Source organism: Ruegeria atlantica (genome assembly GCF_013032505.1).
Taxonomy (GTDB): domain Bacteria; phylum Pseudomonadota; class Alphaproteobacteria; order Rhodobacterales; family Rhodobacteraceae; genus Ruegeria; species Ruegeria atlantica_F.
In genome coordinates, this window is the sequence record NZ_WQCG01000006.1 from 122781 (window position 1) to 144738 (window position 21958).

Below are 21958 nucleotides of genomic sequence, written 5' to 3' on the forward strand. Positions count from 1 at the left end.
CTTGCCTTTCGCGCCACGCGGCGCAACCTTACCTGTGTGATGACGAACAGCGATCCGATCTGCCCGCTCTGCCGCCGTCCGATCCCGGATGGGGGCGGAAGCCTGCACCATCTGATCCCAAAACTCAAAGGGGGCAAGGGCGGACCCACCGTCCTGCTGCACCAGATCTGCCATAAAGAGGTGCACGCGACCCTGACAGAGGCTGAATTGGCTCGTGAATTCAACACTGTGGAGGCACTGCGCGCCCACCCTCGGCTGGAAAAATTCCTGAATTGGGTCCGCAAACGCCCGCCCGGGTTTCGGTCGAAGGTTCCGGGCAAGCGGCGCGGGCGTTGATCAGCCGGGATTAACCGGGTCGCCAAACGCGTCCCGCGTCGGCGCGGCAAGCCCCTGAAACTCCAAACCGCGATAATCGGGCACATTGGCGAACCTGACGCCTTCGACGTGTTGGAACTCCAACGTTGTGTAGGGGCGTTTCCATAGCCATTCGCGGTTTTCCACTGCCCACAAGTCAGCGTGTGGCGGAACATCGTCGGTAAACGCGTAAAAATGCAGATCAAAGCCGTATTGATCAATGTCTTGCACCGAAAGCAAACGCATACCGTTGGCGCGGCAAAATGCATCCTCTGCTGCTATATTTCCGGTTCGCAGGGTGATCTGGCCGATACAAGCCTGCGCAAACGGATCGCTCGGATCTGCTGCGTTTGGGGGCCGGTTGCCTTCGAAATCATGCTGAAGCAGTTCGATTACAAATCCTTCGGAGTCTTTGAGATGGCACATATACCCGATGTCCAGAAACTGCTTCGGGACCGAAACCTCTATTCCCTTTTCACGCAGGAATGCTGCGGCCAGATCGACATCCGGTACGGTTATGCCGATTTTCCAATAGCGTTGGCCTGTGTCATGGGTGTAGCCCCCGCCGCCGGGCATCAGCAACAAATCGGCGTCTTGCCCGGGATAACCCATGCGCAGGCACACACCCTGGTCCCGAACTGACATACCAAGGACATTCGAATAGAAATCACTCAACTTTTCGGGATCAGCGACGCGCAGTCGCAAACCAGATAGCCTCATGCGCACAGCCCGGCGATTCCTGCCGCGATCCTTGGATCGGCGGCGACGCTGTCAGCGACCAGCTCGCGCGCAGTTTGCATAAGTTTGTCCGGTGCCACCACCCGATCCACCAGGCCAAAGGCATAGGCCTCATCGGCGGTGATCTTTTGCCCGGCCATCAGGACCAACTTGGTGCGTGACGGCCCTATCAGCGCCGACATGCGCACAGGATCGGACGGTTGCGGCAGAAAGCCCAGCTTCATCACAGGGTAAAAAAACTTGGCGGACGGGACCGCAATTCGAATGTCACATGCGAGCACCATCCCGTTCGCGCCGCCGGCCAAAGTGCCATTCAAAGCGGCAACGGTCAGGCATGGCAGGGCAGCGATCGCACCCGACAAACGCTCCCATACGTCCGAGGTTGCAAGCCCGGCGCGCGCCTCGGCCAGATCGGCCCCGGCGCTGAACACGCTGCCCGCTCCGGTCAGGATAAACGCGCGCGCCTCGGTAGCGGCTTCGGCAATCTCGGCCAATTCGGTCAACATCGCCCCGGTCAACGCGTTAGCTTTGCCGGGGTTGTTTAGGGTGACGATCCACAACCCGTCTTCTTTGTTCAGTTCGATCACGTCAACCCAACCCTTTGTCGAATATCTTCGCGCCGCAGCGAGATTTCGGAGCCCAAAAATTCATCGGCATCCTCCGTGCACATCCACAGCAGCGCCTTGGCTGGCCAATCGGCAGGAATATGATCGCTCCAGTCCAACTGGCTGACGGCGTTGATACCGCTTGTCTTGATGACCCGCTGCATATCCGTCGCCACGGTGCCCGGGGACAGACCCATGGCGCGGATTCCGTGCAACGATTCCTCAAGATGGAGGCATTCCGTCAGCATTTTTGCACCGGCCTTGGAGGCACAATAGTGGCTCCATGCCTCGACCGGGTTCGAGGCCGCGCCTGATGATACGGTCAGCACGGTGCCCCCGCCTGCTGCGCGCATGATGGGCAGGGCTGCGCGCATTCCGTAGAACACACCCTTGAGGTTTATGTCGATCGCCTTGTCCCAGGCCGCGACATCCGCATTTGAGAGATGGAAGATCGGGTCAATGACACCAGCATTCCCAATCAGAACATCCAAACCACCAAAGCGGTCGACGCAATCAGCAACGGCCTGTTCGACCTGCGCAAAATCACTGACGTCACATTCCAGTGCGATTGCGTTTTCGCCCAGCGCAGATGCCAATGCGGCGATCTGATCGCGGCTACGCGCGACCAGCGCCACGTTTGCACCTGCTGCGGCAAAAAGGCGCCCTGCCTCTGCTCCGATGCCGCGGCTTGCCCCGGTTATCAGTACGGTTTTCCCCTGCATTTGGTTCCTATACCTCCAACGGTTTGAATTTGTGTGAATGCTTACCGCGCGAAGGGGGAAAGGGTCCAGCCCTTGCCCCTTGACGCCCGACGTCACAAGCACGACGATGCCGGCAAAATTATCTAGAAGGGTACTGTAATGTCCGTTTTCCTTCGCCGCAGTTGCGGTGCTGTATTGGCTTATGCCGTTATCACACAAGGCGCACTTGCCGACCTGACTTCGCAGGATGTCTGGAATGACTGGAAAACCTATCTGGGTCAGATGGGTTATACCGTTTCAGGCGACGAATCCGTTGCTGGAAATGTCACAACGATTGCCAACATGGCCATGTTGATGGACTTGCCGGAAGAAGAGGCAGCTTTTCAGATGGTCATTCCAGAAATGACCCTGACTGAAAACGGCGACGGTACAGTCAGTATTGGTTTCCCCGAGAATTTCCCGATGACCATATCCGGAGAGGGGGAAGGCGAAAAGTTTTCGGTCAATATCGATTATTCTCAGAGCGGGATGACCATGGTCGTTTCGGGCTCTAAGGATGAGATGACTTACGATTATTCCGCCGACGCTCTGGGGATCAAGCTGGACGATGTTACCGTGGACGGCGAAACGATGCCCGCTGAAGCGCTGGCCCTTAACCTGAGCATGACTGAGCTTGCGGGCAGCTCGCTGATGAAAATCGGCGAAAACCGTGACATCGATCAGAAGTTCACCGCGGGCGGTATGACCTATGATATGGCATTCAAGGACCCGGACACTGGCGATGCGGCCAAGATTGACGGTTCGATGAGCCAGCTGGCGTTTGAAGGCACAAATGTTATCCCGTCTGGCTTCGACATCTCGGATCCGCAGGCCTTTTATAAGGCGGGCTTCTCGTTCTCGGGTCTGTTCACCTACGGATCCGGCCAGAACGCCATCGCGGGCACAAGCGAAGGTGAATCATTCTCGGTCGGAAGCGAGTCCCAGGGTGGCAAATTTGGCGCCAGCATCGACGCCGAACGCCTTGCCTATGACATCGAGCAGAACAGCGCAAAAGTTGCTGTGACGACAGCCGATCTGCCTTTCCCAATCGAAATCGCGATGGAGAATGCCGGGTTCAAGTTTGAAATTCCGGTACAGGAATCCGAGGAAATCCAGCCGTTTGGTTTCGCGATGAACCTGACCGACTTCACCATGTCGGATATTTTGTGGAGCATGTTCGACCCGGCAGGCGCCCTGCCGCGCGATCCGGCGACAATTGCGCTGGACACGACCGGAACCGCCAAGGTTCTGATGAACATTTTTGATCCGGCCGCGGTTGAAGAACTGGATGCATCTGACATAGCACCGGGTGAGTTGCATTCGCTGAAAATCAACGAGTTGCTGGTATCTCTGGTCGGCGCCAAGCTGACCGGCGAAGGCGATTTCACCTTCGATAACTCCAACACCTCGGAATTCGACGGGATGCCCACGCCGACCGGCGTTGCCAAGCTGAAGCTGAATGGTGCCAACGCGCTGATCGACAAGCTGATCGGGATGGGGCTGGTGTCAGAAAGCGACGCAATGGGCGCGCGGATGATGATGGGTCTGATGGCTGTGCCGGGTGACGAGCCCGACACACTGAATTCGGAAATCGAGTTCACCGCAGATGGTCAGATTCTGGCGAACGGCCAACGTATCAAGTAACACTTTGGGAAGGCGGCATCGCCGCCTTCCCAAACCGGCGCTTGATACAAATTCCGGCACCGGGTGGATCAAGCCGATCGTCCTTTCAACTCAAATTGCTCAACCTAAAATAGCTGCAGGCCTTGCGAGACCGGCAGTCCAAGGCTAGGTCGAATGCACACAGACCGGAGGCCTCATGACCCGCACACCCGAAGAAATCAGCCATAACCTGCTGGACGCGGCTCGCAAGGCCGGGGCCGAAGCGGCGGATGCTATCGTTCTGGACGGCTCTTCGGTTTCGGTAGAGGTGCGCAATGGCGCCTTGGAAAACGCCGAACGATCCGAAGGTGCTGACCTGGGGCTGCGTGTTTTTCTGGGCAAGCGACAGGCAATCGTTTCAAGTTCGGACAGCCGTCCCGAAACATTGAAGGCAATGGCGGAACGCGCGGTAGCGATGGCCAGCGAAGCACCGGAAGATCCCTTCACAGGTCTCGCCGCGCCCGACCAGCTAGCAAAAGACTGGGATATCTCGGCGCTGGAACAATTCGACCCAACCCCCGAGCCCTCGGCAGAAGCGCTTTTGCAGGATGCACTGTCCGCCGAAGCCGCTGCTTTGGCCATAGATGGCGTGTCCCAAGTATCAGACGCGGCGGCCGGATATGGCACTCACCGCGTGCATCTGGCTGCCACAAATGGCTTTTCCGGGGGATATTCCCGCAGCAGCCGCTCGACCTCTTGCGTGGCCATCTCTGGCGAAGGCACGGGGATGGAGCGTGATTATGACGGCGACAGCCGAACGTTTCAAAACGACTTGCGTAGCCCCGGTGAAATTGGCCGCACAGCAGGCGAACGCGCCGTTGCGCTAATTGGGGCACAAAAACCTGCGACAGGTACATTCCCGGTTCTGTTTGACGAGCGGATTTCATCTTCGCTGATCGGTCATTTGCTGGCCGCCAGCAACGGCGCAGCAATTGCCCGTGGCGCGTCTTGGCTTAAGGACAGTCTGGGAGAGCAGGTACTGCCAGAACATCTGTCGCTGCTCGAAGACCCGCACCGTCCGCGAATCTCGGGTTCGCGCCCGTTTGACGCCGAAGGTTTGCCGACACAACAAAGGGCAATCATTGAAGACGGGGTTCTAACCGGGTGGACGCTGGATTTGTCCAGCGCGCGGAAACTGGGCATGAACTCAACCGGTAATGCGGCCCGCGGCGTGTCTGGTCCTCCGTCACCAAGCAACTGGAACCTCAGCCTGACCCCGGGCCAGCACAGCCGCGACGATTTGGTACGCGATATGGGGACCGGACTGCTGGTGACCTCGATGATCGGTTCGACAATCAACCCCAACACCGGTGATTACTCGCGCGGGGCATCGGGCTTTTGGGTCGAAAACGGTGAGATTACCCACCCGGTCAACGAATGCACAATCGCAGGCAATCTGCGCAACATGCTGAAACGGATAATTCCGGCAAATGACGCTCGCACGTATTTGTCCCGCGTGGTGCCATCGATCCTGATCGAAGGAATGACACTTGCCGGCAACTGACCTGCAACTGCTGATTGACGCCGCATTAGAGGCCGGAAAGATCGCCACACGGTTTTCGGGGGCCACTGCGGAACGCTGGGATAAACCCGACGGCGCCGGTCCCGTGACTGAAGCCGATCTTGCCGTCAATGCGATGCTTGAACAAATGTTGCCTGCGGCACGTCCGGGGTATGGCTGGCTTAGCGAAGAGACCGAGGATTCACCGGACAGGCTGTCGAAAGACCGCGTTTTTATCATTGACCCGATTGATGGGACCCGCAGCTTTGCCGAGGGTTCGCGGACCTGGGCTCATTCACTGGCCGTCGCCGAGCAGGGCGTGGTCACAGCAGCTGTGATTTACCTGCCGTTACGCGACCTGCTTTATGCGGCGGCTAAAGGTCAGGGTGCCACGCTGAACCAAGAAACGATCAATGTCAGCGAGCGTTGCGCGCTGGACAGCGCCGAGGTTCTGGCCGCGAAACCGAACCTGCAACCCCGGCACTGGCGTCAGGGACAGGTGCCCGAGTTCAAACGGAACTACAGGCCGTCGCTGGCATATCGCATGGCGCTAGTCGCGCAGGGGCGATTTGACGGGATGATGACGCTTAGGCCCAGCTGGGAATGGGACATCGCCGCGGGTGATCTGATAATTCGCGAAGCCAGTGGCATGTGCTCGGACCGGGCGGGCCAGCCCCTGCGATTCAACAACGCACTTCCGCGTTTGAACGGAGTGATCGCTGCGGGTTCAGGTGTTTATGGACTACTGTCGGAACAACTCGAACCGGAAAGCCCTGGAATCGCACCATGAGCAAGCCACGCTCGTTAAGCCTTGCCGCGTATCGCGTGCTGTCCTGGGGTATGCAGAATACCACCAGCAGCGGCGAGATTGCGCGGCCTGAAGGTGAGGTACTGTGGCTGCATATCAATGCATGGGAACGTCACCGTGCCATTATTGATTTTTGCCAGCGGCTGCAGCAAGCCCGACCAAACCTGTCGGTGGTGCTGACCGCGCCGCCCGATGCGGATCTGACGCGATGGGCCAGCGGTGGATACCCTCTGGTCAACCTGCCCTCTGAACAAACCGGTGCTGCGCGCGCGTTTCTGGATCATTGGCGGCCAGAAATTGGCATTTGGGTTGGAGGCGGCCTGATGCCAAACGTGATTACGCGCGCCGATGAACGTGGGATTCCCCTGATGTTGATCGAAGCAGAAGCGGACGTGAAAGTCGCGCGAGGCGGCCGTTGGCTGCCTGACATAACCCGATACACGATTGACTGTTTTCAGACGATCTTGTGCACGACACCGGACACCGCCCGTCAGGTTCGGCGACTAGGCATTGCTTCGAACAAGGTGAAAGAGGCGCCCCCCCTTCATGTCAGCCCAAACCCGCGCCCGTGGCCCGAGGACGAGCTGATCGAAGTGAATCATTCGCTGTCCGGTCGGCCGGTCTGGTTGGCGGCATGGGTACAGGACAAGGAATTTATCTCGGTCCTCAGCGCCCATAGGCAGGCAATGCGCATGCTTCCGCGTTTGGCTTTGGTCCTGCAAGTGGCCGACATTACAGAAGCCGGGCCGCTGCACCGGCGGCTTGAGGCAATGGATCTGCGATGTACCAACTGGGACGAAAGCGGAACGATCGAGGACATGACACAAGTGATCCTGTCCGCCGTGCCCGAGGATCTGGGTCTGTGGCACCGTGTATCGCCGGTGACCTTCATGGGCAGCTCACTGGAACGCGGTGCCGGAGGCGCAGACCCGCTGATCGCCACGGCGCTGGGATCAGCTGTGATCCACGGCCCGTTTGTGCACAGCCAACAACAGCTTTACGATCAGCTTGACCGGGCCGGGGCCGCGCGCACTGTCAGATCCGCCACCGAGCTGGGCGATGCAGTGGTCGAGCTGTTGGCGCCGGATCAAGCTGCCAATATGGCACTGGCGGGTTGGCGAATAGTAACCGAAGGTGCACCACAAGCGGATCACTTGATCGACTTGATACAGGACTATCTGGACCAGCGGAGTGCGGATGATGCGAGCACCTGATTTCTGGAATACCGCGCCAGATCGGCTGGACTTGCGCGCGCGGCTTCTGGCGCCGCTTGGTCGGCTATATGCCAAGGCAACGGCCCGCCGGATCGCTTCCGGGACTGGTTTAAAGCCTGGAGTCCCCGTCATTTGCATCGGCAATTTAAATGCTGGAGGAACCGGCAAGACGCCGACCGTGATCTGGATGATCGAGCAATTGCGCGATGCCTGGCATGAAACGCATGTGGTCACCCGCGGGCACGGTGGTTCGCTCGAAGGGCCAGTACGTGTTGACCCCGGTAAGCACACCGCAGCGCAGGTCGGGGATGAGCCGCTGTTGCTGGCGGCTTTTGCCGATGTTTGGGTTGCCAAGGACCGCGCTGCAGGAGCCCAGGCAGCTGCAGCAGCAGGTGCCACAGTCATCGTGTTGGATGACGGGTTTCAGAACCCCTCGGTAGCTAAGGATTTCTCGGTCATCGTGGTGGATGCGGCACGCGGTTTCGGAAATGGGCTATGCTTGCCGGCTGGCCCATTAAGAGAACCGGTGGAAGTCGGATTACAGCGCGCTGATCTGATGTTGTCCCTCGGCGACGCGGATGCCCAGTCGGAATTCGCCGATCGTTGGGGACAAAGACTGACTGTTCCGCATGCCACAGGCGCGGTTGAGCCGCTGCAAACCGGCATGGATTGGAGCGATACTATGGTTCTTGCCTTTGCGGGCATCGGCCATCCGGAAAAGTTCTTTGCCACGCTGCGCCAACAAGGCGCGACGCTACTTCGGGCAGAGGCGCTGGACGATCACCAGCCGCTAACGCCTGCTCTGATGACCCGCCTTGAAAACGAGGCAAGATTGCTGGGCGCACAGATGGTAACCACGGAAAAAGACGCCGTACGCCTGCCTGCCGCGTTTCGCAGCAAGGTCATTACGCTACCTGTTCGGTTGAAAGTTGCCGAGGCCGAGAAGGTGAAGCAGATGCTGCTGCAAATTGCTCCATCGCCAAAGTAGGTGACCGGCCCTTGGCGGGCCGGCCGACAGCAATCAGCTGCCAAGTTCTTCTTCGATCAGCTTTTTGAAGCCCTCGTAGGATTGATTGTCGACCTTCTTGCCGTTCACGACAAAGGACGGGGTGGCCTGAACGCCGTCGCGTTCGGCATTTTCCTGATACCACGCCACCAGCGTCTGCGCGCGGGTACCGTCCTGCAGGCACGCTTCAAGCTGGTCATTGTCGATGCCCGCCAGACGGCCGATTTTGCGCAGCTCGTCGACGATTTCGGCGGGGCCGCCGGCTTTGGTCCATTCGGACTGACCTTCATAAATCAGGTCCGAGATGCCAAAGAACTTTTCGGGACCGCCGCAACGCGCAACCATCGACGCCCACAGGCCATAGCGGTCAAAATAGACCTCACGATAGATGAACTTCACCTTGCCGGTGTCGATGAAGTCTTTCTTGAGCTCTTTGAACGCACCATTGTGGAAATTCGCACAATGAGGACAGGTGTAGGAGGCATATTCGATGATCTCGACCGGCGCGTCTTCGGCGCCCAACGTCATTTCGACGATGGTGGACGTGTCCAAATCGGCCTCTTGCGCCTCGGCGCTGCTGATCAACGGATTTACTGGATTGGAATTTGACAGCGACAGCCAATAACCGCCAGCGGCCACGGCGACGGCCGCACAAATTCCGGTTGCAATACGGCTCATTTCTCAGCCCTTTCTCAGCGTTTTTGCTTGGATAAAACGTTACGGCCCAGACGTTCAAGGGCTGCGCGCAAATCACCATCTGTGACATCTTGCGCTGCCCGGTCCGCCTCGGCTGCGATTTCCGGTTCGATCTTGGGTTTTGCTTGTTTCGGCTTGTGGTCGAAACTGGCCTGCCCCTCGGCAAATCCCGTCGGAGCGGTCTGAGTGATGCGTACCCGGCTGATCGCATTGTAGCCGTAGACCGCATTCACCTTTCCGCGCAGCTGTTCCTTTTGCATTTCCAGCATCGGGGCCTGCGGGCCAGTTGTCAGCACCGTCAGCGTTGCACCGATTCCGCCCTTACCATAGCCCACGTTCACCGGCCGCGCGATGGCAGCCATATCCTGTCCAACGATTTCGGACCAATGGGTCAACAGGCGTGACACGGCAAAGCCCCGGCTTTCACCGGCGCGCCTGATCTGGTCGTTCAGCAATGTCGCGGTGCGTTTAAACCCGCGGGTCGAAGAACGTCTGCGCTGCATCTGGTTTCCAACTCCTGCGCCGCTATTGTAAAGGGCGGGGCAACGGGCGCCAGCGAAACCCGACAGGGAGATAGATAAAACTTGCGTGACTCTGGTGAATTTGATGTGAGCAGTGCGCTGCTGGACTGGTACGACCGCCATGCGCGCGCGATGCCATGGCGTGTGGCCCCCGCCGATCGGGCTGCAGGCGTGATGCCTGACCCCTACCGCGTTTGGTTGTCCGAGGTCATGCTGCAGCAGACCACCGTTGCAGCGGTACGCGACTATTTTATGCGGTTCACAAACCGGTGGCCGACAGTTCAGGCCCTGGCAGCCGCCCCGGATGATCAGGTCATGGGAGAATGGGCCGGCCTTGGATATTATGCGCGCGCCCGCAACCTTCTGAAATGCGCAAGGGTCGTAGCTGACGACTATAACAGTCAGTTTCCTGATACCTATGATGCGCTGCTTAAATTGCCCGGTATCGGCCCGTATACCGCCGCCGCGATCTCAGCCATCGCTTTTGATCGCCCTGAAACCGTGTTGGACGGCAATGTCGAACGGGTGATGGCCCGCCTATACGACATCCACGACCCGCTGCCCGGGTCGAAGCCACTGCTGAAAAGCAAAGCCACAGTGCTGACGCCTGTCACCCGACCCGGAGACTACGCACAGGCGGTCATGGATTTAGGAGCCACAATCTGCACACCAAAATCTCCGGCCTGTGGGATCTGCCCCGTCCGTGACCCCTGCGCTTCCCGCGTGGCAGGAACGCAGGCCGAACTGCCGCGCAAATCACCTAAAAAGCCCAAGCCAACCCGATATGGCCATGTCTATATTGCCCAAGGCGATAACGGAGCCTTGCTGCTGGAACGCCGCCCCGACAAAGGGCTGCTGGGCGGGATGCTGGGCTGGCCCGGTTCGGAATGGACAGACGCGCCGGCTGAGGTCCCGCCATTTCCAAGCGACTGGCAGGTGTTACCAAGCGAAGTGCGTCATACCTTTACGCATTTCCACCTGATCCTGCGCATCTGGACAGCCACGCTGCCAGCCGACAGGCCGCAGGATGACCTGATTATCATGGACAAGCACGCGTTCCGACCCAGTGACCTGCCTACGGTCATGCGAAAGGCTTATGATCTTTGGCGCTCTACGTAACCCATTGTGCGGCCTTGTCGGGTGAGGCTAGTCTGCCAGCAGTTTCTCGGAGCGAAGCGATGATCGCATCAGAAAGTCTGTCACGTTGGCAAGCAGCGTTGCCGTACTGGGTTTCCCTCCTGTTGATCCCCATTATCTGGCTTACCGCGTTTGCCGGTGGCTGGTGGGTCTTGCTGGTGCCACTTTCGACCTGGTGGGTATTCGCGGTTCTGGACCAGCTGACGGGCCTAAACCTTGAGAATGTCGACCCTGACACACCAGACAGCGGCCTGAAATGGTACGTTCTGCTGACCAAGGCATGGGCTCCGATTCAGTTTCTGACTCTGTTTGGACTGATCTGGTACGCAACACACACCGATCACCTGTCCGTTCTGGGCAAAATTGGCTTGTTCTTCGGTATGGGCGTGATCTCCGGCACCATCGGGATCAACTACAGTCATGAACTGATGCACCAGAAAGGGCGATTGGAACGATGGCTGGGTGATATTCTTCTGGCCATGGTGCTGTATTCCCACTTCCGGTCAGAACACCTGCTGGTCCACCACCGATACGTCGGGACCCCACGCGATCCGGTCACAGCGCGGTACAATGAAGGATTCCACCGGTTTTACCCTCGGGTGCTGTGGCAATGCCTCGTGTCCGCGTTCCGCGCGGAACGGGACAAGCTGGCGCGCAAGCAACGCCCTTGGACCGACCTGGCGAACCCGTTCTGGCGCTATTGGGCGCTTCAGGCGGGTATGCTGGCGTTGGCTTTCGTGCTCGGGGGATGGTCGGGCGTTGCCCTGTTCCTGGTGCAGGCAGGCGTCGCCATATGGCAACTGGAACTGGTGAATTACGTCGAACATTACGGCCTGACGCGCAAACACCTGGGCGAGGGAAAATACGAACACGTCCAGCCGCGCCATTCATGGAACGCTTCGCAAAAAGCGTCGAACTGGCTACTGATCAACTTGCAACGCCATTCTGACCACCACTACAAACCAAACCGGCGCTTTCCGTTGCTGCAGCATCACTCGGAGGACGCGGCCCCGCAACTTCCCTATGGCTACCCTGTGATGACTGTCGCTGCGATGATCCCACCACTGTGGCGTCGTGTCATGAACCCCCGCGTACGTGCGTGGCGGCGACAATATTATCCCGAAGTCACCGACTGGAAACCCTACAACAGGTCTTTAAACCCACTGCCGCGATCCTGACCGCAGCGCGCTTGTGCGCTGCACGGCCCAACGGGATGCCATGCATCTTCGATGCGTGACAGATCGGCGGGAGCCGCTGGACCTAATGGACCCAAATGTCCATAGCGCCCTGTACCCCGCGGACAGGCTGGTTTTCATGCCTCGCAAAACCGGCCATGAGGTCGGGTGCGTTGTTACCTTCCAGAATTACTTTCGCCCGCACCGCATCGCTCAGCACTACGCGAACGTCAAGATCGCGGGTCAACGCCTCAAGTTTGGCAGAGACATTCACCGCATCCCCGATGACTGCAAATTCCAATCGGTTCGCCCCAATATCTCCCAATACCACTGACCCGTAGTGAACCCCTATTCCCACGCGGATTTCCGGCTCGCCTGCCCGCCGCCGCTCCAGATTCCAGCGATCAATCACGTCCACCATATCCAGCGCGCAAGCCACCGCGTTGCTGGCATCCAGTGGGGTTGGCACCGGCGTTCCGAAGGTGGCCATCAGACCGTCCCCAAGATATTTGTCCAACGTGCCATGGTGACGGAAGACTTCCGTTTCCATTCGGGCGTGAAAACCGCGCAGCAATTCGATGACGTCATACGGGTCGCGCCCGGCCGCGAATTTGGTAAACCCAACGATGTCTATGAACAAAACGGCGATGTCTTCTTTGCGAACCTGCTTGAGCGGTTCATCATTCTGGCTGAGCTCGTCCACGACATTTGGCGAGAAGTATCGCGACAGGTTTGCGCGTTCCCTTTCAAGCCCTGCATTCGTCATCAACAACCGGTTGAGCCGCCGCATGGAAATACCAAGCGTGACCGCAACCATCAGAAACACGATCACCTGCTGTATACGTTGAGGAACCATAAAACTGTTGGGATCCAACAGAACTGCTACATCGGGATACCCTGCCAATGCCTCGGCCACGCGCTCACTGATGCCCGGAATTGGCGTAGCCACCCACCAGGCGATGATCCAACCCACTGTCCACATCATCGCGGTCCATGTCCCAATAGCCACGACCGTGCGCCACGAATAGGCCAAGGTTCCTGCCGCAAGAATGATGAAAAAATACTGGAAGTTGTCGAACCGAAATTGCATAGCCAGCGGTCGCACATCATCGCTGAACGGATTGGGCACAATCATCCCCAGTGTCATGATCAACAGATCGACAAAAATCAGCAACAATTCGACACGTGACTGCCCAACACGCCCGGCACGCCGGATCAGCCAACCATTGGCGCAGATCAACAACAGAATGAAGTGATACCACAGAACATCCCAATTGGTGTTCAGGTAGATCAACAGAATGCCGGTCAGCCCCATCGCCACCCAGCGGGCACGAACGGCCAGCTCCAACCCTTCGCGCTTATGCCGCTCCAGCGCTGCCTCAGTGTATTTGTTGTCCAGATCATACTCATCCGGCTTGGTCACAAAGAACCGCCCAAATCGGGACTCGCTGGCTGTTACATCCGACATGGCCAAGGCTCCTCACGTGCTCAACAGTGTAAGAAATCTCATATCGGAACCGGGGGACGAATAAAACAAAAGACCCCGCCGAGATCGGCGGGGCAAGGCTTAGTGCCTTGTGTCAGGCCACAGGCACCGGCGGTGTTCGTTAAATTAGTTCATTTCGGCCCGGATCTGTTGGCGCAGAACGTCGATCGGCACTGTTTTGCCATCGCGTTTGAAGCACCAGTAGGTCCAGCCATTGCATGAGGGCGCGTTTTCCAATTGCGCGCCCACTTGATGGATCGAGCCTTTGACGTTGTTACCCACCAGCGTTCCGTCCGCACGCACTTTGGCCTTGTGACGCTGATTCATGGAATAAAGCTCTTCACCCGGACGCAACATACCGCGTTCGACCAGTTGGCCGAAGGGGACGCGTGGCTCGGCGCGTTTGCTGGCGCTTACCTCCAGCGCTTCGCGGTCGAACTTGCGGACTTTGGAAATGCGTTTCTCGGCAACCTTGCGGTAGCTCTCCTCGCGTTCGATCCCGATGAATTCGCGACCCAGCATCTTGGCGACAGCACCGGTTGTGCCCGTACCAAAAAACGGGTCCAGAACAACATCACCGGGGTTGGTCGAACCAATCAGGACACGGTGCAGCAGCGATTCCGGCTTTTGCGTCGGGTGTGCTTTGTCCCCGTTTTCATCCTTGAGACGCTCGTGCCCGGTGCAGATCGGCAGAACCCAGTCGCTGCGCATCTGTACGCCTTCGTTCAGCGCCTTCAGCGCTTCGTAGTTGAACGTGTACTTAGCACCCTCACGCTTGGAGGCCCAAATCATTGTCTCATGCGCATTGGTGAAACGCTTGCCACGGAAATTCGGCATCGGGTTCGATTTGCGCCAGACAACATCGTTCAAAATCCAATAGCCCGCGTCCTGCAGGGCCGAACCCACGCGGAAGATGTTGTGGTAAGACCCGATAACCCAAATCGCACCATTGGGTCTCAATAGACGATGCGCCGCCTTCAGCCATTCACGGGTAAATTTGTCATAGACAGCAAAGCTTGAAAACTGATCCCAGTGATCGTCAACTGCGTCTACCTGGCTGTTATCGGGGCGATGCAACTGGCCTTTGAGTTGAAGATTATATGGCGGATCTGCGAAAATCAGGTCAACCGACGCCTCGGGTAGACTGTTCATCACATCGATGCAGTCGCCAGATAGAATCGTGTTTAAAGGGAGCGCTTTTGCGCCCTTTTTAGTGGTTGTTGTCATTCTACTGCCTCAAGTATCCACGGCGCTTTTGCGCTCATTTGGTTGAGACAAGGATGAGTCAAAGTCGATTCGCCGTCAATTTCTTTTTTGAATCAGCAGCTTACGATTTACTCTTGATACAAGATATTGTGTACCGGCTTGAATGAACGCCTATGATGTGGGGTCACACCAAGATTTTGCAGAGCTTCCCTGTGTTGTTTTGACGGATAGCCCGCGTTCTTCTCCCATCCATAGCCGGGATGCTGTTGCGCCAAATCCACCATCAGTTGATCGCGCCAGTTTTTGGCAATGATAGAAGCCGCCGCAATCGACACCGAATGCGCATCCCCTTTGACAACCGCCTGCGCCGGGATCGTCAAACCGCGAGGGATCATGTTTCCGTCAATCAGCAGATAGTCCGGCGGAGGATCAAGGGCCGCAACCGCTCGTTCCATCGCCAGATGCGAGGCACGCAAGATGTTGTGTTCGTCAATCTCGGCAACCGAAGCATCGGCAATGGCGAATTCCGCACGGTCGCGAACGGCAGCGTCCATTGCAACGCGCCGTTTGGCCGTCAGCTTCTTGGAGTCGTTCAGCCCCTCGGGAATATCTTCGGGGTTCAAAATCACGGCAGCCGCAACCACTGGCCCGGCCAATGGTCCCCGGCCCACCTCATCCACACCGGCAATGCGTACATATCCTTGCGCCAATGCCGCCTGTTCAATCGAATAATCTGGTGTTGTCATATCAACCGAAAACCGCGTTTCGCGCCCCGCCGCAAGACAAAAAAGAGAGGGCGGCTTGCGCCACCCTCTCCCGCGCGGTGCTTCTATGGCTCCGCTCCTGCTCGAAAGTGATTACTTGTAAACGACGCGGTATCCTTTCTGGCGCAGGCATGCGGGTTCGTATGCCCGCTTCACCTTATTGCCGTTCCAGAAACCGACCTTGCACTCTTGCGGCAGGCTATTGGCATGTTTGTAGTGCTTCTTTAGGCAATTCGGTGCCAGAAGCGGATGGTTGTTCGAATACGTATTGAATGTGCGCAGACATTGCTGCGGCAGATCATACCGCGCCACATGCTGCGGCAGGGGGCGTACCGGGTAGCTGGGCTGCGCTACATAAGGTTGGGGCGTGTAGGTCTGATGACGCGTTGTCCGGGTTCGGTTCTTGCGTTTTTCCTGGTTATAGTAGTGGACCCCTGCCCCTATGATCGCAATAGCGGCAAGCCCGCCAAGGATGTCCTTGGCATCCGCAGCCCGTGCCTGCGAGGCTGAGACGCCGGTGATGGCAACAGCAGTAGCGACGATAATAGCGATGAACTTCCGGTGCATGATGCGTGTCCTTCCTAGTGTTTCGGGGCGATCCGGCACAGACCGCAAACGTGATGCCCCAACACTGGGTCCGCACCCTTCAGACAAGCAATAACGAGCGGTTGTTATCCGATATCACGCCCCTCAAACCCCTTAGGTTATTGAATATCGTGCAAACCCATGCGCAGGATGCAGCCTATGAAACCGATCCTCTCTTCTCTGGCCGTTGCGGCCCTGATATCGCTTGGTACCGCCGCGTCGGCAGAGTGCTATGCGGACTACAAGGCCAAGCAGGACAACCCCCTGCGGCTGCATTATGGCGTGATGCAGGTTTCGGCCTGTGACAAAGGCCAGGCCCAACAAGAAGTCTCGCAACGCCTTAGTGCTTCGGGCTGGACCTTATTGAACGTCATGTCTGTCTTTGGGCCGGAAGGATTGGATAAAAGGAAGGCCAATGCCGGACAATTCTATCTCCGTTACTGAAGCCAGACGGTCAGGAACAAGACTGGTCGGTGCGGGTATTGCGGCGATCATCCTGATTCTCGTCACTGCCGCCATCTTTTTGTTCTGGACCCTGCCTGACGCCAACGCATTTAACGCGCGCGTTGAACGGCTGTTTGTCGAAAGCGATCTGACCTCGCAGACTGAAATTCGCCTGTTGGAGATTTTGGCCCAGTCCGGCACCGCCTTTGCCGATACGCTGTCCAGCTATCGTATGGTGATATTTGTATTGCTTGTCTTTGCCAGCGCCATGCTTGTGACGGCGCTGGTTTTTCTGGTGATGCTGGTGATGCTGAACCGTCGGATGGCGCAAATTGAACGAACTGGTATTCAAGTGACATCCTTGCTGATCAGTCGCGAGGAAAACACCGTCTACCTGAACAATATGGATTTCAAACTGACGCCCGCAGCGATGGAGACATTGTCCGTCCTGGCTGAGTCCCGACTGGATGACGAGGTTCTGTCCGGTGTTCAGATCGAGGCGATGATCTCGGGCAAAAGCGCCGCCGACTGTGACGAAGCTGCCGGCGCCACGCGGATCAAAAGGTTGCGTGATGCCTTGGGCAATCAGATGGTCAGCGAGCTGCTGGTCAAGAACATCGCCAAGAAAGGCTATATGCTGTCCATCGAAAAGGATGTAATCCAGATGGTCTGATCCGACGGGGTTTCGCCGCTATCGCACGATAAAAATGCCGAGACCGCCCCTTGGAAATCCCCTTCACAAGGCCCATCCTATAGTGACCCCGGGCCAGGGAGGATGATGATGAACGTCCACGCCACAGCAAGACCAAAGGGCTATGGGATCTCGGTCGAACGGTTAAGCGGTAAAATTGCGATTTATCGGGACCAGGACCTTTTAGCCGAAAGCAACAACGCCAAAGTCATGTACGAAACGCGGCTTCCGCCGACGATCTACATCCCGCGCGAGGATGTGCTGGTGGATCTCAGCGACGAGACCGAACTGCAAACCTTTTGCCCCTTCAAGGGCACTGCGACCTATCACGACGTTATCCTGGATGGTGAACGACTGGCCAATTCCGTTTGGGCCTATGAGGAGGCGCTTCCAGAAAGTGCCGCCATTCAGGGGCATATCGGGTTTTTGCCCAACGCGTATACCCGGATCGATTTGGGCGATAACCAGCTCCGGGAACCCGAAGACGGCAATATCAGTGGTCCTTTGATTGATTGGCTGATGCGTGGGGCGTCTGCGAATGACACGCCTGAGGCATTCACCAAAGCGCTGGCCGAGAAAATGCTGGAACATGGGATCGCCATCCAGCGCCTGAGCATCCTGACATGGTCCCTGCATCCGCTGATAGCGGGCAAGCACTACATCTGGGAAAAGGGCGAGGCGGAGATTTCGACCAATGTTCCGACCTACGAAATCCACGACCACCCGGCTTATATCAACAGCCCATTACGTCATGTGTCGAACGGGCTGGGCGGCGTGCGACAGCGGCTGAACGCGGAAAACCCCCATAATAGCTTTCCAATCATGGAGGACCTGCGTGAAAAAGGGGCGACCGACTATGTCGCCATGCCGTTGCCGTTCTCGGATGGACGTACCAACGTTCTGACCCTGACCTGCGATCACCCGGACGGTTTCACGACGGAAAACCTTGGGCTGGTGTTCGAATGCTCGCTGGTCATCGCCCGGTTTTATGAGGTTTTCATGCAGCGCGAGAACGCTCAGGTCCTGCTTGAAACCTATGTTGGCAAACGCTCGGGCGCGCGCGTCTTAGGGGGTGAGATCCGGCGCGGTGACGGGGATGAAATTGATGCCGCCATTATGTTCTGTGATCTGCGCAATTCGACCAGCTTGGAAGAGAAACTGGGGCGCGCCGACTACATAAATCTACTGAACGACTTTTTTGAAACCGTTTCTGGCATTGTGCATGAAAACGGCGGCGAAGTCCTGAAGTTCATCGGTGACGCGGTCCTTGCCGTGTTTCCAGCGGGTGAGGATTCAAAAAACGCCCGCGAGAACGCGCAGCGAAGCGCCATCAACATCGTAGAAAAGTTGGGAGAGTTGCGCCAGTCAGGTTCCGACAATCATTGTGATTGCTCAATCGGGGTTGCCTACGGGCGCGTGACCTACGGCAATGTCGGATCACGTGAACGGCTGGACTTTACCGTGATCGGACAAGCCGCGAATATCGCTGCGCGTCTGGGTGAATATGGAAAAACCAAAAACCACAGGATTGTGGTGTCTGCCGATATTGTGCCCGCCTGCGCCAATGCGCTGCCTCTTGGCGACGTCAAGCTGCATAATGTTTCGCAACCGGTCGAGTCTTATGCTCTCAGAACTTCCGCAGATGCCGTTCTGAACGCTTAAGATACAAAAAGCGCGCAGTTCAAATCAATCAGGGCCACCCGACAATGCTTCTGGTGGTCGTCGCGCGTCCGAAGCACTTTTTTGCCTTAGACACCAAGCAGGATCAGCGCGGTCTGCGCCGGGGAAATCGCGCTTTCAAGCTGGGCGATTTGACTACGGGCAAGGAATTGATCTGTCAGGCGCTCTATTGCGGCCTTATCCTCGAATTGGGCCAGATCATCGGACCCGGTCAGCCCTGACAACCTGTCTTTGAACACTTCCAGTTGCTTGTCGATATTCAACTGGCCAAAGCTGGACGGTAACCCCAGAGCATTTTCCATCATCCGCCGCAGCGGAGGCAAACTCATCAAATCAAACCACTTGGTATCTTTGCTGCCTTCCTTTTGAGCCAGCTCCCCCAGAGCATGCTGCGCATACAAAGCGATCCGCATCGTTTCATCTGATTCACCCACAGCAATTTCAAATCGAGACACGACGCTGTCACGTGCAATCTCTTCCATGTTGGTGATCAGCCCGGTTTTGCGCACCTCGCCCGGCCCAAACCCAAACGCCTCGGAAAACTGCCGGTACCTTTTGTCGGACAGACGATTGGACAACGCATCCTGCGCTTTGGTCCCGTCGGACAGGATCTTCTGTATGAAGTAGCGATTGTCCAAGTCGGATTCCAACCCAAAGGCCCCGAGTGCAACTTGCAACAACCGGCGATCGGACACCAATTCCTCTGCTGTCTGGACCTTTTTGATCTTCTCCAAAAAGTACTCACTGTCCCTTTTGTTGACAGAGGACGAAGAAAAACTGTCGATCTGCGCGTCATATGTCCGCTGCAGGAATCGCCAGCCGACAATGCCGCCCGAAGGTATAACCGGCTGGAACGTCATTACTGGTAGGCCATGAGCCGCTCTTCGCGGGGCAGCAGCGCGCGCAAGGCTTTAAGGCATTTGTAAAACTGCTGATCCAGAAGCGCTTGCGTTGCCTCGGACAGAACCCGGCGACTGTCGGCGTCAGTAAAGACCTGGCTCAGCTCTTCGACGCGGCGTAACAATTGTTGGCGTGCCTGATCGGGTTCCATATCTCCAGACAGCACAAGTTGAGCAGCATAGCAGACACGTCGAACCGGAGTGTTGACCTGGTCCGGGTGGATCGCATCCCGCAGGCGCAGTACATTCGCCTCAGGTGTCATGATCGAAAACCGACTACGGCGGTCTCCATTTTCCACGACTACACCGTTGATCAAAACCCGTTCTTTCGGCGCCAATTTCAAAACCAACCCTGCCATCAGGTAGCCCCCATTTGGCGAAGACCGCGCAGAACAGCCATGTTGATCTCCAACAATGGCTCAACCGAGGCTTTGTTCGCCAATACCTGGCTACTGTGCTGTTCGGTGAATTCCGCCAGATAGAATATCCGCGCACGCAAATCATTTGGCAGCGCATTGTCAGAGTCCGTGACGCCACTGGCCAGAACGGTCCACAGTCGCCGGTTTTCGTGCAAAGCCTGCACAAACGCGCCGAAATCTGATTTTTGGCGGGCCGCGGCGGCCTTGAGCCTGCGCGTGATTTTCGAGATCGCTTCGTATTCCGTATCGCGCGGGGTGCGCGTTGGCGCGGCGGTCTGTGAATATGCTCGTTGTGCGATGGCTTGCGGGGTCACGTAAAATCCTTCCAATAGTCTGCCACTTGGCGGTCAGTATCGGGGCGCGTTGCCGCGCCCCGAACATGTTCCTGAACTTAGCGGAACAGTGACAGAATCGACTGCGGTGCCTGATTTGCGATCGACAGTGACTGGGTTGCCAGTTGTTGCTGAACCTGAAGCGCCTGCAGACGTGCCGAGGTTTCTTCCATATCCGCATCGACCAACGACCCGATACCGGATTTGAACGAGTCCGCCAGGTTCGAAATGAACTCTTTCTGCGTTTCGATCCGACCTTGCGAAGAACCAAAGGCCGCCGATGCATCGATCGATGTGTCGATCAGCGTCTCGATTGTGGCCAACGCGGCCGTAGCACCTGCACCGGTTGAAACATCAATGCCGGTCAATGCGCCAAGACCGCCTGAACCCGCGTTCACATACTGAGCCGAGAACGAAATGTCCGTGCCGGTGGCATTGGCAACGGACAAGGTGCCCGCAGTGCCCGAGTCATAATCAACAGTCAGACCCGTGATACCAAGTTCATCAATTTTCGCCTTCAACCCAACTGCAACGATATCACCGGTCGTGGAGGCCGCAGCATCCGTTGCGGAAACCGTGTAGGATACGACCTGATCATCGATCGCCAGCACAACCTTGTCACCTGCAGCAAACGCACCACTGGATTCATCCGTTACCAGCGCGGTTGCCGAAGTTGTACCGTTGTCAATCGTCGCACCAACGCGGTCGTTGCCGGTGGAAGACCCGGTCGACCCGTCAAAGACCTGAGCCGCCGTATACCCGCCGGTAGAAAGGTCCTGTCCAGCAACAGTGATAGAAGACGCGGTCACGTTTCCAGAGTTGTCCCGGTCAAGAGACGCCAGGATCGAAGCGGACCCCGCCGAGCCGTTAACCAGGTTGAGGCCGTTGAATTGCGCGGCGTTCACAACCGAGTTGATCTGGCCTTTTAACGCGGTCACATCGTCGTTGATCTTGTCGCGATCTACGTTGTCTTCCTGTGCTGCTACGATTTTGCTTTTCATCTGGGACAACAAATCGGTGACCGTTTCGGACGCGTTACGCGCAACTGCTACGGTGGATTCACCAAGGGCCAGGCTGTCCTTGATCGCGTTGAAGCCTTTGACATCCGATTCCATGACTTTTGAAATCGCCCAGACGGCCGAGTTGTCTTTCGCAGTCGCAACGTCCTTACCGGTCGAGATCGCGTTCCGGGTTGCGCCAAGATCTTTGTTGACCGACTTGAGTGTTTGCAGCGCGACCATGGCGCCATTGTTTGTCAGAATGCTGGACATTAGCTTTCTTCCTTTCCGTTCGGG

The 21958-nt window shown here is 57.3% G+C and carries 24 protein-coding genes; 11 read left to right on the forward strand and 13 right to left on the reverse strand.

Annotation, left to right across the window (positions count from 1 at the left end; all coding sequences use genetic code 11):
• Positions 1-39 precede the first annotated feature (39 nt).
• Entirely contained in the window at positions 40-336 is a 297-nt protein-coding gene (locus GOW92_RS19345) for an HNH endonuclease (protein ID WP_170563543.1), read from the forward strand.
• On the opposite strand, the gene GOW92_RS19350 is transcribed toward GOW92_RS19345, so the two are convergent.
• Genes GOW92_RS19350 through GOW92_RS19360 form a run of 3 tightly spaced genes read right to left on the reverse strand, consistent with a single transcriptional unit; the run spans position 337 to position 2419 of the window.
• Positions 337-1074, reverse strand: coding sequence for a VOC family protein (locus tag GOW92_RS19350; protein WP_170563546.1), 738 nt, complete (start codon positions 1072-1074; stop codon positions 337-339).
• Positions 1071-1679, reverse strand: coding sequence for an enoyl-CoA hydratase/isomerase family protein (locus GOW92_RS19355; RefSeq protein ID WP_170563549.1), 609 nt, complete (start codon positions 1677-1679; stop codon positions 1071-1073). Before GOW92_RS19355 ends, GOW92_RS19350 begins: the two co-directional genes overlap by 4 nt.
• Positions 1676-2419 (reverse strand): SDR family oxidoreductase, encoded by a 744-nt coding sequence (locus GOW92_RS19360; protein WP_170563553.1) that lies wholly within the window; start codon positions 2417-2419, stop codon positions 1676-1678. Before GOW92_RS19360 ends, GOW92_RS19355 begins: the two co-directional genes overlap by 4 nt.
• A 138-nt stretch (positions 2420-2557) precedes the next feature.
• Here GOW92_RS19360 and GOW92_RS19365 point away from each other — a divergent pair, with 138 nt between their 5' ends.
• From GOW92_RS19365 to lpxK, 5 genes are all read left to right on the forward strand, one after another.
• A complete protein-coding gene (locus GOW92_RS19365) occupies positions 2558-4081 on the forward strand; it encodes a DUF2125 domain-containing protein (RefSeq protein ID WP_170563556.1) in 1524 nt (507 codons plus the stop codon).
• Positions 4082-4256: 175 nt separating this feature from the next.
• The gene (locus GOW92_RS19370; RefSeq protein ID WP_170563558.1) at positions 4257-5603 is read left to right on the forward strand and encodes a TldD/PmbA family protein; all 1347 of its coding nucleotides are present in this window, start codon (positions 4257-4259) and stop codon (positions 5601-5603) included.
• Positions 5590-6390: a 3'(2'),5'-bisphosphate nucleotidase CysQ gene (locus tag GOW92_RS19375; protein ID WP_170563560.1), complete on the forward strand. Its 801-nt coding sequence runs from the start codon at positions 5590-5592 to the stop codon at positions 6388-6390. The genes GOW92_RS19370 and GOW92_RS19375 overlap by 14 nt, the downstream gene beginning before the upstream one ends.
• On the forward strand, positions 6387-7622 hold the full coding sequence (locus tag GOW92_RS19380; RefSeq protein ID WP_170563563.1) for a 3-deoxy-D-manno-octulosonic acid transferase: 1236 nt from the start codon (positions 6387-6389) through the stop codon (positions 7620-7622). Before GOW92_RS19375 ends, GOW92_RS19380 begins: the two co-directional genes overlap by 4 nt.
• On the forward strand, positions 7609-8610 hold the full coding sequence (lpxK, locus tag GOW92_RS19385; RefSeq protein WP_170563786.1) for a tetraacyldisaccharide 4'-kinase: 1002 nt from the start codon (positions 7609-7611) through the stop codon (positions 8608-8610). Before GOW92_RS19380 ends, lpxK begins: the two co-directional genes overlap by 14 nt.
• 33 nt (positions 8611-8643) lie before the next feature.
• On the opposite strand, the gene GOW92_RS19390 is transcribed toward lpxK, so the two are convergent.
• Both GOW92_RS19390 and GOW92_RS19395 read right to left on the reverse strand, forming a co-directional pair.
• Positions 8644-9306, reverse strand: coding sequence for a DsbA family protein (locus GOW92_RS19390; protein ID WP_170563566.1), 663 nt, complete (start codon positions 9304-9306; stop codon positions 8644-8646).
• Positions 9307-9320: 14 nt separating this feature from the next.
• On the reverse strand, positions 9321-9827 hold the full coding sequence (locus tag GOW92_RS19395; RefSeq protein ID WP_170563569.1) for a DUF721 domain-containing protein: 507 nt from the start codon (positions 9825-9827) through the stop codon (positions 9321-9323).
• A gap of 81 nt (positions 9828-9908) precedes the next feature.
• On the opposite strand from GOW92_RS19395, the gene mutY reads away from it, so the two are divergent.
• Positions 9909-10964, forward strand: a complete 1056-nt coding sequence (gene mutY / locus GOW92_RS19400; RefSeq protein WP_170563572.1) for an A/G-specific adenine glycosylase — start codon at positions 9909-9911, stop codon at positions 10962-10964.
• A 59-nt stretch (positions 10965-11023) separates the two neighbouring features.
• Positions 11024-12160 (forward strand): alkane 1-monooxygenase, encoded by a 1137-nt coding sequence (locus GOW92_RS19405; protein WP_170563575.1) that lies wholly within the window; start codon positions 11024-11026, stop codon positions 12158-12160.
• A gap of 82 nt (positions 12161-12242) precedes the next feature.
• Here GOW92_RS19405 and GOW92_RS19410 read toward each other — a convergent pair whose 3' ends face one another.
• The 4 genes from GOW92_RS19410 to GOW92_RS19425 form a co-directional block, all read right to left on the reverse strand.
• Entirely contained in the window at positions 12243-13625 is a 1383-nt protein-coding gene (locus tag GOW92_RS19410) for an adenylate/guanylate cyclase domain-containing protein (RefSeq protein ID WP_170563578.1), read from the reverse strand.
• Positions 13626-13769: 144 nt separating this feature from the next.
• Positions 13770-14870 carry a site-specific DNA-methyltransferase gene (locus tag GOW92_RS19415; protein ID WP_170563581.1) on the reverse strand — a complete coding sequence of 367 codons (1101 nt, stop codon included), beginning with the start codon at positions 14868-14870 and terminating at the stop codon, positions 13770-13772.
• Between the two features lie 107 nt (positions 14871-14977).
• On the reverse strand, positions 14978-15595 hold the full coding sequence (locus tag GOW92_RS19420; protein WP_170563584.1) for a ribonuclease HII: 618 nt from the start codon (positions 15593-15595) through the stop codon (positions 14978-14980).
• Positions 15596-15706: 111 nt separating this feature from the next.
• Positions 15707-16180 carry a hypothetical protein gene (locus GOW92_RS19425; protein WP_170563587.1) on the reverse strand — a complete coding sequence of 158 codons (474 nt, stop codon included), beginning with the start codon at positions 16178-16180 and terminating at the stop codon, positions 15707-15709.
• A 177-nt stretch (positions 16181-16357) separates the two neighbouring features.
• On the opposite strand from GOW92_RS19425, the gene GOW92_RS19430 reads away from it, so the two are divergent.
• From GOW92_RS19430 to GOW92_RS19440, 3 genes are all read left to right on the forward strand, one after another.
• Positions 16358-16642 (forward strand): hypothetical protein, encoded by a 285-nt coding sequence (locus tag GOW92_RS19430; RefSeq protein WP_170417271.1) that lies wholly within the window; start codon positions 16358-16360, stop codon positions 16640-16642.
• Positions 16614-17315 (forward strand): winged helix-turn-helix domain-containing protein, encoded by a 702-nt coding sequence (locus tag GOW92_RS19435; protein ID WP_170563590.1) that lies wholly within the window; start codon positions 16614-16616, stop codon positions 17313-17315. The genes GOW92_RS19430 and GOW92_RS19435 overlap by 29 nt, the downstream gene beginning before the upstream one ends.
• A gap of 108 nt (positions 17316-17423) precedes the next feature.
• Complete coding sequence (locus tag GOW92_RS19440; RefSeq protein WP_170563593.1) at positions 17424-18995, forward strand: DUF427 domain-containing protein; 1572 nt, start codon at positions 17424-17426, stop codon at positions 18993-18995.
• A gap of 86 nt (positions 18996-19081) precedes the next feature.
• Here the strand turns inward: GOW92_RS19440 and GOW92_RS19445 are convergent, their stop codons facing one another.
• The 4 genes from GOW92_RS19445 to GOW92_RS19460 form a co-directional block, all read right to left on the reverse strand.
• Positions 19082-19873: a DUF1217 domain-containing protein gene (locus tag GOW92_RS19445; RefSeq protein ID WP_170563596.1), complete on the reverse strand. Its 792-nt coding sequence runs from the start codon at positions 19871-19873 to the stop codon at positions 19082-19084.
• Complete coding sequence (gene flbT, locus GOW92_RS19450; protein ID WP_109310643.1) at positions 19873-20271, reverse strand: flagellar biosynthesis repressor FlbT; 399 nt, start codon at positions 20269-20271, stop codon at positions 19873-19875. The genes GOW92_RS19445 and flbT overlap by 1 nt, the downstream gene beginning before the upstream one ends.
• Positions 20271-20645, reverse strand: coding sequence for a flagellar biosynthesis regulator FlaF (gene flaF / locus GOW92_RS19455; RefSeq protein ID WP_170563599.1), 375 nt, complete (start codon positions 20643-20645; stop codon positions 20271-20273). Before flaF ends, flbT begins: the two co-directional genes overlap by 1 nt.
• Before the next feature lie 77 nt (positions 20646-20722).
• Positions 20723-21934: a flagellin gene (locus GOW92_RS19460; RefSeq protein WP_170417286.1), complete on the reverse strand. Its 1212-nt coding sequence runs from the start codon at positions 21932-21934 to the stop codon at positions 20723-20725.
• Between the last annotated feature and the right edge of the window lie 24 nt (positions 21935-21958).

Excerpts from the sequence above, each read along its gene's own strand:
- GOW92_RS19345 (WP_170563543.1), top strand. The coding sequence starts at position 40 with ATGACGAACAGCGATCCGATCTGCCCGCTCTGCCGCCGTCCGATCCCG.
- GOW92_RS19350 (WP_170563546.1), bottom strand. The coding sequence starts at position 1,074 with ATGAGGCTATCTGGTTTGCGACTGCGCGTCGCTGATCCCGAAAAGTTG.
- GOW92_RS19360 (WP_170563553.1), bottom strand. The coding sequence starts at position 2,419 with ATGCAGGGGAAAACCGTACTGATAACCGGGGCAAGCCGCGGCATCGGA.
- GOW92_RS19365 (WP_170563556.1), top strand. The coding sequence starts at position 2,558 with ATGTCCGTTTTCCTTCGCCGCAGTTGCGGTGCTGTATTGGCTTATGCC.
- GOW92_RS19370 (WP_170563558.1), top strand. The coding sequence starts at position 4,257 with ATGACCCGCACACCCGAAGAAATCAGCCATAACCTGCTGGACGCGGCT.
- GOW92_RS19380 (WP_170563563.1), top strand. The coding sequence starts at position 6,387 with ATGAGCAAGCCACGCTCGTTAAGCCTTGCCGCGTATCGCGTGCTGTCC.
- lpxK (WP_170563786.1), top strand. The coding sequence starts at position 7,609 with ATGCGAGCACCTGATTTCTGGAATACCGCGCCAGATCGGCTGGACTTG.
- GOW92_RS19390 (WP_170563566.1), bottom strand. The coding sequence starts at position 9,306 with ATGAGCCGTATTGCAACCGGAATTTGTGCGGCCGTCGCCGTGGCCGCT.
- GOW92_RS19395 (WP_170563569.1), bottom strand. The coding sequence starts at position 9,827 with ATGCAGCGCAGACGTTCTTCGACCCGCGGGTTTAAACGCACCGCGACA.
- GOW92_RS19405 (WP_170563575.1), top strand. The coding sequence starts at position 11,024 with ATGATCGCATCAGAAAGTCTGTCACGTTGGCAAGCAGCGTTGCCGTAC.
- GOW92_RS19410 (WP_170563578.1), bottom strand. The coding sequence starts at position 13,625 with ATGTCGGATGTAACAGCCAGCGAGTCCCGATTTGGGCGGTTCTTTGTG.
- GOW92_RS19415 (WP_170563581.1), bottom strand. The coding sequence starts at position 14,870 with ATGACAACAACCACTAAAAAGGGCGCAAAAGCGCTCCCTTTAAACACG.
- GOW92_RS19420 (WP_170563584.1), bottom strand. The coding sequence starts at position 15,595 with ATGACAACACCAGATTATTCGATTGAACAGGCGGCATTGGCGCAAGGA.
- GOW92_RS19425 (WP_170563587.1), bottom strand. The coding sequence starts at position 16,180 with ATGCACCGGAAGTTCATCGCTATTATCGTCGCTACTGCTGTTGCCATC.
- GOW92_RS19430 (WP_170417271.1), top strand. The coding sequence starts at position 16,358 with ATGAAACCGATCCTCTCTTCTCTGGCCGTTGCGGCCCTGATATCGCTT.
- GOW92_RS19435 (WP_170563590.1), top strand. The coding sequence starts at position 16,614 with ATGCCGGACAATTCTATCTCCGTTACTGAAGCCAGACGGTCAGGAACA.
- GOW92_RS19440 (WP_170563593.1), top strand. The coding sequence starts at position 17,424 with ATGAACGTCCACGCCACAGCAAGACCAAAGGGCTATGGGATCTCGGTC.
- GOW92_RS19445 (WP_170563596.1), bottom strand. The coding sequence starts at position 19,873 with ATGACGTTCCAGCCGGTTATACCTTCGGGCGGCATTGTCGGCTGGCGA.
- flbT (WP_109310643.1), bottom strand. The coding sequence starts at position 20,271 with ATGGCAGGGTTGGTTTTGAAATTGGCGCCGAAAGAACGGGTTTTGATC.
- GOW92_RS19460 (WP_170417286.1), bottom strand. The coding sequence starts at position 21,934 with ATGTCCAGCATTCTGACAAACAATGGCGCCATGGTCGCGCTGCAAACA.